This is a genomic window from Teichococcus coralli (assembly GCF_009829925.1).
GTDB lineage: Bacteria > Pseudomonadota > Alphaproteobacteria > Acetobacterales > Acetobacteraceae > Pseudoroseomonas > Pseudoroseomonas coralli.
This window is the reverse complement of record NZ_SNVJ01000004.1, coordinates 225,462-239,067: the sequence shown is the minus strand read 5'-3', so window position 1 is coordinate 239,067 and position 13,606 is coordinate 225,462. Positions and strand designations below refer to the sequence as shown.

13 protein-coding genes and 1 pseudogene are annotated in these 13,606 nt (G+C 71.3%); 9 read left to right on the top strand and 5 right to left on the bottom strand.

Annotated elements, in window-relative coordinates; genetic code table 11:
- The first annotated feature begins 4 nt into the window (after window positions 1-4).
- The 5 genes from E0493_RS06760 (at window position 5) to E0493_RS06740 (ending at window position 5,282) form a co-directional block, all read left to right on the top strand.
- Window positions 5-1,840: a branched-chain amino acid ABC transporter ATP-binding protein/permease gene (locus E0493_RS06760; protein ID WP_160936161.1), complete on the top strand. Its 1,836-nt coding sequence runs from the start codon at window positions 5-7 to the stop codon at window positions 1,838-1,840.
- Complete coding sequence (locus E0493_RS06755) at window positions 1,824-2,528, top strand: ABC transporter ATP-binding protein (protein WP_160936160.1); 705 nt, start codon at window positions 1,824-1,826, stop codon at window positions 2,526-2,528. Before E0493_RS06760 ends, E0493_RS06755 begins: the two co-directional genes overlap by 17 nt.
- 14 nt (window positions 2,529-2,542) lie before the next feature.
- A complete protein-coding gene (locus E0493_RS06750) occupies window positions 2,543-3,337 on the top strand; it encodes a shikimate dehydrogenase family protein (protein WP_160936159.1) in 795 nt (264 codons plus the stop codon).
- 49 nt (window positions 3,338-3,386) lie between these two features.
- Window positions 3,387-4,976, top strand: coding sequence for a GMC family oxidoreductase (locus E0493_RS06745; RefSeq protein ID WP_160936158.1), 1,590 nt, complete (start codon window positions 3,387-3,389; stop codon window positions 4,974-4,976).
- A 63-nt stretch (window positions 4,977-5,039) separates the two neighbouring features.
- The gene (locus E0493_RS06740) at window positions 5,040-5,282 is read left to right on the top strand and encodes a hypothetical protein (protein WP_202396957.1); all 243 of its coding nucleotides are present in this window, start codon (window positions 5,040-5,042) and stop codon (window positions 5,280-5,282) included.
- Window positions 5,283-5,298: 16 nt separating this feature from the next.
- On the opposite strand, the gene E0493_RS06735 is transcribed toward E0493_RS06740, so the two are convergent.
- The gene (locus tag E0493_RS06735; RefSeq protein ID WP_160936157.1) at window positions 5,299-6,360 is read right to left on the bottom strand and encodes a ribonuclease Z; all 1,062 of its coding nucleotides are present in this window, start codon (window positions 6,358-6,360) and stop codon (window positions 5,299-5,301) included.
- Window positions 6,361-6,398: 38 nt separating this feature from the next.
- On the opposite strand from E0493_RS06735, the gene E0493_RS06730 reads away from it, so the two are divergent.
- A complete protein-coding gene (locus E0493_RS06730; RefSeq protein ID WP_160936156.1) occupies window positions 6,399-6,764 on the top strand; it encodes a sensory rhodopsin transducer in 366 nt (121 codons plus the stop codon).
- A 16-nt stretch (window positions 6,765-6,780) separates the two neighbouring features.
- On the top strand, window positions 6,781-7,224 hold the full coding sequence (locus E0493_RS06725) for a PPC domain-containing DNA-binding protein (protein ID WP_160936155.1): 444 nt from the start codon (window positions 6,781-6,783) through the stop codon (window positions 7,222-7,224).
- A 137-nt stretch (window positions 7,225-7,361) separates the two neighbouring features.
- On the opposite strand, the gene E0493_RS06720 is transcribed toward E0493_RS06725, so the two are convergent.
- A complete protein-coding gene (locus E0493_RS06720; RefSeq protein WP_408888579.1) occupies window positions 7,362-9,470 on the bottom strand; it encodes a catalase in 2,109 nt (702 codons plus the stop codon).
- Window positions 9,471-9,651: 181 nt separating this feature from the next.
- Between E0493_RS06720 and E0493_RS06715 the strand changes: the two genes are divergently transcribed.
- Window positions 9,652-10,830, top strand: a complete 1,179-nt coding sequence (locus E0493_RS06715) for a glycosyltransferase (protein ID WP_160936153.1) — start codon at window positions 9,652-9,654, stop codon at window positions 10,828-10,830.
- Here the strand turns inward: E0493_RS06715 and E0493_RS06710 are convergent.
- The 3 genes from E0493_RS06710 to E0493_RS06700 are packed head-to-tail and all read right to left on the bottom strand — an operon-like array spanning window position 10,748 to window position 13,211.
- Window positions 10,748-11,332, bottom strand: a complete 585-nt coding sequence (locus E0493_RS06710) for a class I SAM-dependent DNA methyltransferase (protein WP_160936152.1) — start codon at window positions 11,330-11,332, stop codon at window positions 10,748-10,750. The genes E0493_RS06715 and E0493_RS06710 overlap by 83 nt on opposite strands.
- Window positions 11,329-12,072 (bottom strand): PIG-L deacetylase family protein, encoded by a 744-nt coding sequence (locus E0493_RS06705; RefSeq protein WP_367614463.1) that lies wholly within the window; start codon window positions 12,070-12,072, stop codon window positions 11,329-11,331. Before E0493_RS06705 ends, E0493_RS06710 begins: the two co-directional genes overlap by 4 nt.
- Entirely contained in the window at window positions 12,069-13,211 is a 1,143-nt protein-coding gene (locus E0493_RS06700; protein WP_202396973.1) for an acyl-CoA dehydrogenase family protein, read from the bottom strand. Before E0493_RS06700 ends, E0493_RS06705 begins: the two co-directional genes overlap by 4 nt.
- Between E0493_RS06700 and E0493_RS23695 the strand changes: the two are divergent.
- Window positions 13,204-13,584: pseudogene (locus tag E0493_RS23695) on the top strand (erythromycin esterase family protein); the annotation flags it as partial. The gene E0493_RS06700 and the pseudogene E0493_RS23695 overlap by 8 nt on opposite strands.
- Window positions 13,585-13,606: the final 22 nt, after the last annotated feature.

Below are 13,606 nucleotides of genomic sequence, written 5' to 3'. Positions count from 1 at the left end.
GAGCATGGACGCCTCCGTCATCGCGACCGCCAGCCCCTCGCCGCGCAAGCCTGGCCTCGCCACGCGCCTGCTGCACCCGCGCTTCTACTGCGCCGCGCTGGGCATGGCGCTGCTGCTGGTGGTTCCGCTCGCCATCAACTCGCCCTTCCTCACCCATGTGGCGGTGACCATCTGCGTCTTCGCCGCGCTCTCCTCCGCCTGGAACATCATGGGCGGCTATGCCGGGCAGCTTTCGCTGGGCCATGCCGTGTTCTACGGCATCGGCGGCTACGGCACGGCGCTGCTGATCCAGCATTTCGGCCTCTCGCCCTGGATCGGCATGTGGCCGGCGGCGGCGCTGGCGGCGCTGGTCGGTGCCGCCATCGGCTACCCCTGCTTCCGCCTGCGCGGTCCGTTCTTCTCGCTGGCCACCATCGCCTTCCTGGAAGTGACGCGGCTGCTCTTCATCCATTTCGACTGGATCACCGGCGGCTCGGCGGGGCTGATCGTGCCGCTCAATCCGGGCTGGGCCTGGATGATCTTCTATGACAAGACGAACTACCTCTACATTGCCTTCGGCCTGCTGGTCTTCGCTGTGCTGGTCGCCTGGTGGATCCGCGGCAGCCGGCTGGGCTATGCGCTGACAGCGGTGCGCGAACGCGAGGACGCGGCGCTGGCCGCCGGCATCGACAACACCGGCGTTAAGCTGCGCGCGGTGATGGTCTCGGCCGGCCTAACTGCCGTGGTCGGCGCCTTCCACGCGATGTACCTGACCTTCCTGGAGCCGGCGACGATGTTCTCGCTGCCGACCTCGATCGAGATCGCCATGTACGCGCTGATCGGCGGCCTCGGCACCGTCGCCGGCCCGGTCTTCGGCGCGCTGCTGGTAGTGCCCCTGGCCGAGGCGGCGCGCGTCTGGCTCGGCGCCAGCGCCAACGGCCTGCACGGCTTCGTCTACGGCACGGCGCTGGTGGTCATCACGCTCACCATGCCGGCCGGCCTTGTCGGCACCTTCGGCCGGCGCGTCACCGGCTGGCTCGACCGGCTGCCGGGGGGCGGCAACCTCGCGCCGGCGCTGGCGCCGCCGCCGGTGGCCAGGCCGCAAGGCACGCCGGGCGAGACCATGCTGGAGGGGCGCGACCTGGTGCGCCGCTTCGGCGGCCTCATCGCCACCAACAACGTCTCCATCACGCTGAAGCGCGGCGAGATCCTCGGCGTCATCGGCCCCAACGGCGCCGGCAAGACGACGCTGTTCAACCAGCTCTCCGGCTTCCTCGCGCCCTCCTCCGGCACGGTGACGGTGCGCGGGCCGGACGGCAAGCTGGTCGAACCGCGCGCGCCGGACGCCTTCGCCCGGCTCGGCGTCGGCCGCACCTTCCAGATCGTGCAGCCCTTCGGCAAGCTGACGGTGCTGGAGAACATCATGATCGGCGCCTTCATGCGCCACGCCGACGTCGCCGAGGCGCGCGCCGTGGCGCTGCGCACCGCGAAGCTGGTGGGGCTGGACGACGTCGCCGAGGTGGAGGCGCGCAACCTGCCGATCGGCGGGCTGAAGCGGCTGGAGGTGGCGCGCACCCTGGCCACCGAGCCCTCCATCCTGCTGCTCGACGAGGTGATGGCCGGGCAGAGCCAGGCCGACACGCAAAGAATGGTGCAGCTGATCCGCACCATCCGCGACAGCGGGGTCAGCATCATCGCCATCGAGCACAACATGCACGCCATCATGAGCATCTCGGACCGCATCGTCGTGGTCGACTCCGGCCGCGTCATCGCCGAGGGCGAGCCGCGCGCCGTGGTGCAGGACCGCGCCGTGATCGAGGCCTATCTCGGGGAGGACTTCGTCGATGCTCAGGGTCACTGACCTCGCCGCGGGCTACGGCCGCACCACCATCCTCCAGGGCCTCTCGCTGCATGTGGAGGCGGGCGAGATCGTCACCATCATCGGCGCCAACGGCGCGGGCAAGACGACCCTGCTGCGCGCCATCTCCGGCCTGATCCGGCCCACCGCCGGCAAGGTCGAGCTGAATGGCGAGCGGCTGGAGGGGCTCGGCCCGGCCGAGATCGTCGGCCGCGGGCTGATCATGGTGCCGGAGGCGCGCCAGCTCTTCCCGGTGATGACCGTGCGCGACAACGTGCTGATGGGCTGCTACCACCCCGCCGCGCGCGAGGGCGCGGCGCAGCGGATGGAGGAGGTGCTCGACCTTTTCCCCCGCGTGCGCGAGCGGCTCTCGCAGATGGCGGGCTCCCTCTCGGGCGGCGAGCAGCAGATGGTGGCGATCGCCCGCGGCCTGATGGCCAACCCCAAGCTGCTGATGCTGGACGAGCCCTCGCTCGGCCTCGCGCCGATCATCGTGCAGCAGATGTTCGGCATCGTCGAGCGCATCGCGGCGATGGGCACCACGGTGCTGCTGGTCGAGCAGAAGGCCTTCCACGCGCTGAAGATCGCCGCCCGCGCCTATGTCATCGAGAACGGCCAGATCTCGATCGAGAACACCGGGCCGGGCCTGCTGGCCGACCCGCACGTCAAGACCGCCTATCTGGGCCTCTGAGGGAGCGCGCGAGCATGACCGAGATCACCGGGCGGACGCGGATCTGGGGCATCCTCGCCGACCCGATCCACCACGTGAAGACGCCGCAGGCGCTGAACGCGATGATGCGCGAGCGCGGCGTGGACGGCGTGATGGTGCCGATTCATGTCGGCCCGGCGGACCTCCCTGCGCTGGTCGCCGGCCTCCGGCAAATGCGCAACCTGCACGGGCTGATCGTCACCGTTCCGCACAAGACCGCCATGCTTGACCTCTGCGACGAGACCAGCGCGGCCGCGAAGCAGAGCGGCGCGGTGAATGCGGTGCGGATCGCCGATGGCCGCCTTTCCGGCACCATGCTCGACGGCGCCGGCTTCGTCGGCGGCCTGCGCGCGGGCGGCATCGAACCCAGGGGGATGCGCGCCTACCTGGCCGGGGCGGGCGGCGCGGCGAACGCCATCGCCTTCGCCCTGGCCGAGGCGGGCGTGGCGCGACTGACGCTCGCCAACCGCACCCGCGCCAAGGCCGAGGCGCTGCGCGACCGCGTGGCAGCGGCCTATCCGGGCGTTCCCGTGGAGGTCGGCGGCGCCGACCCGGCGGGGCATGACCTGCTGGTGAACGGCACCTCGCTCGGCCTGGCCGAAGGCGACGCCCTGCCCTTCGCCGTCGAGAACATCGGCCCCAGCCAGACCGTCGCGGAAGTCATCATGCAGCCCACGGTGACGCCGCTGCTGGCGGAAGCCACGAAGCGCGGCTGCCGCACCCATCCCGGCATGCCGATGCTGACCAGCCAGCTCAACCTGATGGCCGAGTACCTCGGCATGACCGCCTGACCGCAAGAAGGCTCGCGGCCCCCGGGCCGCGGTGATCGGACCCCTGCCCATGGAAAGCTTCGACTACGTCATCGTCGGCGGCGGCACCGCCGGCTGCGTGCTGGCCAACCGCCTCTCCGAGGACCCGCGCAACCGCGTGCTGCTGATGGAGGCGGGCGGCAAGGACAGCGGCTTCTGGATCCCGATCCCCGCCGGCTTCAGCAAGCTGCTGGTGAACGAGCGCTTCAACTGGCGCTTCGAGACCGATCCCGAACCAGGCACGCTCGACCGCCGCATCGTCGTGCCGCGCGGCAAGGGGCTCGGCGGCTCCACGCTGATCAACGGCATGATCTTCGTGCGCGGCCAGGCGATGGACTTCGACAACTGGGCGCAGCTCGGCAACCGCGGCTGGAGCTATGCCGACGTGTTGCCGTATTTCCGCAAGCTGGAGCGCTTCGAGGACGGCGGCAACGAATGGCGCGGCGGCGAGGGGCCGATGAACATCGTCCGCGTCGCCGAGCGCAACCCGCTGGCGGAGGCCTTCATCGAGGCCGGCGAACAGGCGGGCTTCCCGCGCAACCCGGACTACAACGGCGCCGAGCAGGAAGGCTTCGGCTATTACCAGGTCAACCAGAAGAACGGCCGCCGCTGGAGCGCCGCCGAGGCCTATCTGCGCCCGGTCCTCTCCCGCCCCAACCTCGCCGTCTGGACGGAGGTGCACGCCACCCGGCTGGTGCTGGAGGGCAGCCGCGTCACCGGCGTCGTTTATCGTCAGGGCGAGGCGGAGAAGCAGGTCACGGCGCGCGGCGAGGTGATCCTGGCGGCCGGCGCGGTGCAGTCGCCGCACCTGATGGAGCTGTCCGGCATCGGCAATCCGGAAGTGCTGGGGGCGGCCGGCGTGCCGGTCGCGCACGCGCTGCCGGGCGTCGGCCGCAACTACCGCGACCACTACTGCACGCGCATGAACTGGCGCGTGACGCAGCCGATCACGCTGAACGAGCTGGCGCGCGGCTGGCGCCTGGCCAAGGCCGTGGCGCAGTACTTCCTGACGCGAAAGGGCATCCTGACGCTGGGCACCGGCCTGGCGCACGGCTTCGTCCGCACCCGGCCGGAGCTCGCCACGCCGGATGTGCAGTACTTCTTCATGCATGCCAGCTACGCCAACGCCGCCGACCGCGTGCTCGACAAGCTGCCGGGCATGACGGTCGGCGTGACCCAGCTTCGCCCGGAATCGCGCGGCACCATCCACCTCCGCTCGCCCGATCCGCGCCAGCCACCCGCCATCCGCCCCAACTTCCTGGCCAGCCCGCTGGACCAGGAGACCATGGTGCGCGGCATGCAGGTCGCCCGCCGCATCATGGCGCAACCGGCCATTTCGCCCCTGGTCGAGCGGGAGCTGAGCCCCGGCGCGGAGGTGCAGACCGACGCGCAATGGCTCGACTTCGCGCGGCGCAACGGCCAGACCATCTACCATCCGGTCGGCACCTGCAGCATGGGCCAGGGGCCGGACGCCGTGGTGGACGACCGGCTCCGCGTGCATGGCTTGCAGGGCCTCCGCGTGGTGGACGCCTCGGTGATGCCCACCGAGGTTTCGGGCAACACCCAGGCCGCCGTGCTGATGATCGCCGAGAAGGGCGCGGACCTGATCCGGGCGCGCTGACATCCCGGCGGAACCCCGCGGTGGTCCTGTCGGTTACGCGAGGGTACAACCGGGAGACGCCAGATGACGGCCTCGAAACACGCCAAGGGCGGCAAGGATCGCGAGCAGGGGCTGATGCAGGACACCCCCCGTCCGCCGGATGACCTGCAGCGCGATCCCGGCATCAACGCCTCCAAGGGCACCTTCGGGCGCGGCACCGATCCCGCCGTGCTGCGCGGCGAGAACACGGATGAAGGCGACACGATGAACGACGCAACGCCGCAGGGCGGGGTGGATCCCGGCCAGACCGGCCGGCACAACAAGTAGCGGCGCCACCTCGCGCTCAGGCGGCGGCTCCGAAGGCCGCCGCGAACTCCTGCCGCAGCGCCTCCTCCCGCCCGGCGTAGCGCGAGGAGAAATGCATCGGCCGGGCATGCACCACCCCGGCAGCGCGCGCGATGCCACCGGCCTGCGCGGCGGTGAGGTGGTTCTTGCGCGCCGCCATGGCGCCATCCTCCGCCAGGAAGCCGGCCTCGATGAACAGCATGTCCGAACCCCGGGCGAGGCTCACCAGCGCCTCGACATTGCCTGGCGAGGCGCCGAGATCGGTCGCATAGGTGATGCGCTGGCCCGGCCCGGCCCGCAGCACGCCCCGCTCCCGCAGCCATTCCAGCCTCACGCCGCGGCCCGCATCGATGGCGATTTCCGTCCCCTCCGCCGCGCCGCGCCGCATCGCCTGCTTGGCCGCCGTCAGCCAGGGGCCGACCGGCAGCCCCGCCGCCTCCAGGGCAGGCCGGTGGACGTTCACCCGCAGCGTCTCCTGCAAGGCAAAGGCGAGGCAGGGGATGCCGTGATCCAGCAGCGCGGCCTCGACCGTGAAGTCCCCCTCCTCCAGCAGGATGCGGCCCGTCCGCGCAGGCGGCGCAAGCTCCCGCCGCCGGAACGCCTCCTGTGCCGCGAAGAGGCTGCGGCCGCCCGGCGCGCCCGGCAGCCATTCCTCCGCGATGAGCCGGAAATCGGCCGAATTCGGGCCCAGCAGGTTCCAGGTATAGGCCGCGAGCTTGGCCGCCACCGCGTCGCACAGGCCGGGCGGCCCGATCAGGTGCACCGTGCGGGGCTGGTAGAGGTTCAGCCGCAGCAGTCGGTCGAACCCTGAAAAATGATCCATGTGCATGTGCGAGACAAAGACATGCGTCGTCCGGATGATCTCGCGCGCGGAAAGGGCGGCGAGGTCGCCCAGGTCGAACAGCAGTGCCCGGCGCGCGAAGGCGAAGTCGAGCAGCAGGGTGGGGTCGGAGAACGGGTCGTTGACGAGCCGGGGCTGCACCAGCCAAGCCATGTTGCTGTCCTCAGGAAGGGTGGCGCCGCTGCCCGGATCTTTGGCAGCCTTGGCGGAAACGCGCATCTCCGACGGCGGTTCTCCTGGCAGGCAAGGAGGAACCGATGATCGGCAAGACCACATGGGCCATACCGGAGGGCTATATCCCCGGCCAGAGCACCGGCGAGGGCCGCGCGCTCGAAAGCCACGAGACCATCTCCGTCCTGAACCCCAACGACCAGGACGCGAGAATGGAACTGACCATCTTCTTCGCCGACCGCGAGCCGGCCGGTCCCTATGCGCTGACCGTCCCGGCCAGGCGCACCCGGCATTTCCGCTTCAACGACCTCTCCGACCCCGAGCCGGTCCCGCGTGACACCGACTATGCCAGCCTGCTGCGCTCGGACGTTCCGGTGGTGGCGCAGCACACGCGGCTGGATTCCCGTCAGCCGGCCCTGGCGCTGTTGAGCACCATCGCCTTCTCCGAGTGAGCACAGGAGAGCCATCATGAAGAGCAAGCTGATCCACGAGGCGCATGGCCAGCGCACCTTTGTCGTGGTGCTGAGCACCGGCGACGAGGTGCGCGCCAGCCTGGAGGCCTTCGCCGCGCAGAACCGACTGACGGCCGGTCAGGTCTCGGCGATCGGCGCCTTCCAGCGCGCGACGGTCCGTTTCTTCGACTGGGAAAGCAAGCAGTACGAGCCGATCCCGATCGAGGAGCAGGTGGAGGTCGTCTCGCTGAACGGCGACATCGCTCTCGGCGAGGATGGCAAGCCGATGCTTCACCTCCACACCGTGCTCGCGCGGCGCGACGGCGCCGCCTTGGGCGGCGACCTCAAGGAAGGCCATGTCCGGCCCACCCTGGAGGTGATCATCACGGAATCGCCGGCGCACCTGCAGCGCGTGCAGGACAAGGAGACCGGGCTGCCGCTGATTCGGCTCGACAGGTAGAAAAAAGGCCGGGGGAACGAATTCCCCCGAGCCCCCATCTTCTTTCTGTCCGTTTCAGGCTGCGCTTTCCGCCCGCGTGGGTAGTGCCAAGAAAGAAGACGGGGGGCTGGGGGAATTCTTTCCCCCAGCCCTCTTCCTCAAACCGCGTGGACCATCGGCTCGCGGTCCCAGAAGCGCACGGCGCGGCAGGCTTCCACGAAGGCCGTCGCGTCGTCGGGCGCCTTCAGCGCGATGAAGCCGCCATCCATCCCCGGCACGCCCGCCTTGTCGAACAGCGGCTTCGCCGCCTCGCAATAGCCGATGAACTTGGCATGCGCGAAGGCATCGGCCACGAAGTCATGCGCCGTGGCTTCCTTGCCCAGCAGCGTGGCGCCTTCCGCCGAGGGCAGCAGCACCACCGCGTCGTAGAGCACCGAGGGTCCGCCGTTGATCTTCTGCTTCGCGGGCATCTCCTTGCCGTCGCTCAGCGTCACGCCGCCGACACGGGGCGCCACCAGCTCCACCATGGCGCCTTCGGCCTTGGCCGCCTTCTCCACCGCCGCCAACAGCTTGGCATCGGTGCCGTCGGTGACCAGCACGCCGATCTTGCGGCCCGCGAAGTCCTTCGGCCCGTTCTGGAGGATGCTGAGCGCGGGGGAGACCGGCAGATCCTTCAGCACCGGGCGCGCCGGCTCCGCCGCCTCCGGCATGGCCTTCAGGCCCAGGCCGTCGCCCACGGCCTTGGCGAGGGTCTCATCCACGTTGCGCAGGTGCGAGACCATGCGGGCACGGATGGCGGGCGTCTCCACCTTGCTCAGCTCGAAGGTGAAGGCGCGCTGGATGTGCATCTGCTCGGTCGGCGTCTGGCTCAGGTAGAACTGCCGTGCCTGGCTGTAGTGGTCGGCGAACAGTTCCGGCCGGATGCGGCGCTTCGGCCCGCTTTCCATGGCGGGGTAGCTGCGGAAGCCGCGCTGCGGCGCCTCGCGCGGGCCACCCGCCGCGCCGCCCCAGGAGTTCGGCTCGTAGTTGGCGCGTCCCTTCGGGTTGCGCATGGCCATGTGGCCATCCTGCTGGAAGTTGCAGACGTCCGTCTTCGGGGCGTTGACCGGGATGTGCGTGAAGTTGGGGCTGCCGAGCCGCTTCAGCTGCGTGTCCAGATAGGAGAAGTTGCGGCCCTGCAGCAGCGGGTCGTTGGTGAAGTCGATTCCGGGCACGATGTTCTGCGTGCAGAAGGCCACCTGCTCCGTCTCGGCGAAGAAGTTGTCCACCGTGCGGTCCAGCACCAGCCGTCCGATGCGCCGCACCGGCAGCACTTCCTCGGGGATGATCTTGGTGGCGTCCAGCACGTCGAACGGGAACTTGTCCGCGAAGTCCTCGTCGAAGAGCTGCAGGCCCAGCTCCCATTCCGGGTAGTCGCCGGCCTGGATGGCGTCCCACAGGTCGCGGCGATGGAAATCCGGGTCGGCGCCGTTGATCTTCAGCGCCTCGTTCCACACCACGGACTGCATGCCGAGCTTCGGCTTCCAGTGGAACTTGACGAAAGTGGCCTTGCCCTCCGCGTTGACGAACCGGAAGGTGTGCACGCCGAAGCCTTCCATGAACCGGAAGGAGCGCGGGATCGTCCGGTCGGACATGATCCAGAGCGCCATGTTCATGGCCTCTGGTGAGAGCGAAATGAAGTCCCAGAAGTTGTCATGCGCCGTCTGCGCCTGCGGGAAGCCGCGATCCGGCTCCTGCTTGGCGGCGTGGATCAGGTCCGGGAACTTGATGGCGTCCTGGATGAAGAAGACCGGGATGTTGTTGCCGACGAGATCCCAGTTGCCCTCCTTCGTGTAGAGCTTCACCGCGAAGCCGCGCACGTCGCGCGCCAGGTCGGGCGAGCCCTTGTTGCCCGCCACCGTCGAGAAGCGCACGAAGGCCGGCGTCCGCTCGCCCTTGCGCTGGAACAGGTCGGCGCTGGTGATGTCGGAGAGCGACTCGTAGGTCTCGAAGAAGCCGTGCACGCCGAAGCCGCGCGCATGCACCACACGCTCGGGGATGCGCTCGTGGTCGAAGTGGAAGATCTTCTCGCGGAAGTGGAAGTCCTCCAGCAGGGAGGGCCCGCGCGGGCCGACCTTCAGCGTGTTCTGGTCGTCCGAGACGGGCACGCCCTGCTGGGTGGTCAGCACCGGCACTTCGCCGCCGGCCGTCTGGTGGGTTTCGCCACCCTGTCCACGCAGAATGCTGTCTTCGCCGATGCGGGCCTTCCGCAACTCCTCGGCGTGCATCTTGTCAGCCATCGAGGGAGGTCTCCGTCCATGCTCGAGCGCCGCCTCCGCCAGGGGAGCGGCGGGGCAGCCATGGCGGGACAACGCCGGGGCGGGGCTTCCGTTGTGCGCCCGGAAGAGCCGTGATAATTTTTCCGGCTTGAGCGCAACAGAGCCGCGCGCTCGGCGTTTGTTTGGCCGCATGAACGCGCTGCGGCCCCCTTCCCTGCCCTTCCCTCCCGCTCTGGGCAGCCTGGCCGCGGTGGCCATCCCGGTGCGCAACGAGGCCGAGCGCATCGGCGCCTGCCTCGATGCCCTTGCCGCGCAACGGGAGGCGGGGCCTTTCGCCGTGCTGTTGTTGCTGAATGGTTGCACCGACACCACCGAGGCGGTGGTGCGCGCCCGCGCCGCGGCTCTGCCGTTCCGCCTTGTGCTGCGGCGCGCGCGGCTGCCCGCAACCTACGCGCATGCCGGCGAGGCGCGCGCGCGCGCCATGGAGGCCGCGGCGGCGCTGCTGGAGCGCGGCGGCTGCGGAGAGGGGCTGCTGCTGACCACGGATGCCGACAGCCGGGTCGCTCCCGACTGGCTGGCCGCCACCCGCGCCGAGATCAGCGCCGGCGCCGAAGCCGTGGCGGGTTGGGTGGAGCATGAACCCCAGGAAGCGGCGCGGCTTCCGCCTGCCCTGGCCGGCCGGATCGCGCTGGAGAATGCCTACGAAGCCCTGCTGGCCGAACTGGAGGCCCGCCTCGACCCGCTGCCCGGCGACCTGTGGCCACGCCACCGCATGTCCTCCGGCGCCAGCCTGGCGGTGCGGCTCTCCACCTTCCGCCGGGTGGGCGGGTTGCCGCGGGTTCCGGCCGGCGAGGACCGCGCCTTCTGCGCCGCCCTTGCCGCCGCGGACATCCGCCTGCGCCATTCCCTCGCCGTGCGCGTGCGGACCGCCTGCCGCACCGAAGGACGCGCCACCGGTGGAGCCGCCGACACGCTGCGGCGGCAACTGGCGGAACCTGGGCTGGCCTGCGATCCGATGCTGGAGCCGGCCGGTCTGGCCCGACGCCGCTGGCAGGTCCGCGCCGCGCTGCGACGGCATCATGCCGCGGGTGACGCCCTGGGCCTGCTGGCCATGGCAAGGCACCTCCGGCTGCACTGGCGGGAGGCGGAAAGCTGGCTCGGCCGCCCCTTCGGCAGCCTGTGGGAGGCTGCGGAGAGGGAAAGCCTGCTGCTGATGCGGCGGCCGCTCCATCCGGCGCAACTGCCGGAGGAAATCGCCCATGCGCGCGCCCTGCTGGCGGAGATGGTCAGGCCCGGCGCAGCAGATCCAGCCGGTAGCGTTCCGTGCGTTCCTGCCGCACCACCTGAAGCCCTGGAGTCGTGGCCCTGATGAAGCCTTCCACGGCGGCGTCGCCGGAAAGGGGATAGTCGGTGGTGCCGGTCCAGTGCACCAGCAGCGCATCGCCATCCGGGCGCAGCGCGCGCAGCGTCTGCGCCGCCACCTCGGCGAGGTCGGCCTCGTCCCAGTAATAGACCACCTCGGAAAGCAGGATCAGGTCGTGCCGGCCACGCGGCCACTGGCGTGGCACCTCGCGCTGCAACAGTTCCACCTGCGGCAGGCCGGCGCAATGCCGGCGCGCCGTGGCAATGGCGCGGGCGGAGCCGTCCAGCGCCACCAGCCGCTCGCAGCGGGCCGCCAGCATCCGCGTCAGCACGCCGATCGAGCAGCCGATCTCCAGCACGCTGCCGTAACGCGCACGCGGCAGCGCGGCCAGGGTGGCGGCGTATTTCTCCGCCTCGTAAGGGCTGGTGCGGAACTTCCAGGGGTCGGGATCGCCAGCGTAGAGCGCCTCGAAATAGGCGGCCGGGAGGGATTGCACGGCGCGGTTCATGCGGCGGGCTCCAGAAACACTTCGAAGGGCCGGTCAAAGCGGGCGAGCATCGCCGCGTCCAGGCAGAAGCCCTCCGGGTCATCGTCGATCAGCGGCGTGGTCTGCGAGCGGTGCGCCGCGACCGCCCGGCGCTTGGCCGGAAGCTGCGCGGCGATGTCGAGCCGTGCGCCGCGCGGCGCCCCGCCGGGAAGCATCGCCCCCGCCGGCAGGCTATGGCCCCAGACCGGATAGGCGCGGTGCCGCAGCCCGCCGCGCTGCCGCGCCACCACGGCCGCCATGGCATGGGTGGCCTGATGGTCGCAATGCGGGTCGTGCGCCCAGGTGGCGAGCAGCGCGCTGGCGCCCACCGACCGGGCGATGCCGTGGATGGCGGCCACCGCAGCCTCGAAGCCCGGCCCGTGATCCGGCACCGCGGCGTCGGGCAGGCCAAGGAAATGCGCTGCGTCGGCAGGCAGGCCGAGCGCCGCCAGCGCCGCCAGCGCCTCCGCGGCGCGCAGGTCCCGCAAGGCCGGGGGCGGGTAGCGGCGGGAGTTGCGGTGCGAGGCGGCACCGTCGCTGACGAAGACCACCGCCACCGCCCGGCCCGCCTCCCGCGCCATGGCGAGCAGGCCGCCGCAGCCCAGGCTCTCGTCGTCCGGATGCGGCGCCAGCACCACCACGCCGCCGGCGCCGACGATCTCCGCCAGCGGCGCGAAGGGAAGTGCCTCGGCCTGCTCCAGGAAGCGTCGGGCCTCGATCACCACGGCCATCCCTCCCGCCCCAGGAGGTGCGCGGCGGCGAGATCGAGCGCCCGGTCCGGCGCGGGCTGGCGCAGATAGGTGGCGAGGTCGCGCGCGACGCGCTCCAGCGGATGCGGGCGGATGAAGGCCGCCAGCCCGACGCTGCGCTGCGCCAGCGCCAGGATGTCCAGCGCGGCCTGCTCCACCGCCCGCCGGGCGAGGTTCACATAGGCGACCGTGGCCTCCGGCTCCATCTCCCCGTCCGCCAGGCGGCGCGCTGCCTGCCCGACCCAGAGCCGGGCGGTTTCCAGCGCCACCGCCGCCTCGCCGACGCGGGCGCGCTGATGCGGGTCGCCATCCCGGCCGAGTTCGCGCAGATGGCGGCAGAGCAGGTCGAACAGTTCCGCCGCGCCGCCCGTCTGCACCGCCAGGAAGCGCCAGGCGCCGCCGGAGAAGAGCGGCTCGCGATGGTAGTCGCCGGGCGCGCCAATCCGTTCCGCCGGGCCGGCGGGCAATCCGTCCAGCGCCACGGCGCCGGTGGCCGAGGCACGCATTCCCTGCGCGCGCCAGCCCGAGAGATCGGCCCGCTCGCCCCGCGCCAGCGCCGGCACCAGCATCTGCGGCCCCTCCGGCGTGGCGGTGGTCACCAGCGGCCGCTCCACCCATCCGGCGCCGGAGGCCAGCACCTTGCGGCCGCGCAGCACCGGTCCCTCCGTGCCCTCCTCGATCCGCAGCGGATCCGCGCGGTCATCGGTGTTCCAGACGCCGAACAGGCGCCCGGCGCGGGTATCCTCCGCCGCGCGCGCCTGCTGCGCCGGGTTGCCGTAGGCCAGGATCAGGCCAAGCGCGTTGACATGGCCTTCGTAGAGCCGGCCCAGCGGCAGGCTGCCGGCGCCGATCCGCGTCAGCACCTCGGCGAGCGCCGCCGCGCCTTCCCCTCCCCGGCCGAGATCCGCCCCGCCCAGCGCCAGGGGCAGCGGTGCACGCAGCAGGCCGGTCTCGGCCAGCGCGATCAGCTCGGCTTCGGGAAAGGCCTCGTCCACGTCGAGCAGGGCGCCGCGCCCACGGGCCAGGCGCGCGACCTCCGCCGCCGCGTCGGGGGGCGACGGCAGGGCGGAGGCAGGGCCGCCACGCAGCGGCCGGAGGGGCTGAATGTCCACGTGCAGCCAACACAGCGCCACGCTCGCGGTTGCACATCGCCTCGCTCCGATGCCGAACCCGCGCAAGCCGCCGTGGTCAGCACCCGGGTTCCGCCCGTGCCGCCGCGCCAGGCCTTTCGCGGCGATCCTGATCCCCGGCAGCGGCGCGGCCATCCCGCAGCCGGAGAGCTGGAGCCTGCGCGGCGCCCACATGTTCGAGAGCCTCTGCGCCTTGCTGGAGGCGCGGGAACCGGAGGCGAAGGCAGTGGTCCGGGCGCATAACGCGCATATCGGCGACGCCTCCAGGACCGAGACGGGCGGATCGCGGGACGAGCTGGCCACCGGCCAGCTCTGCCGCCAGCGCTTCGGCGCGGCCGCGGCGCTGATCGGCTTCGGCTTGCAGGAAAGGCCAGGGG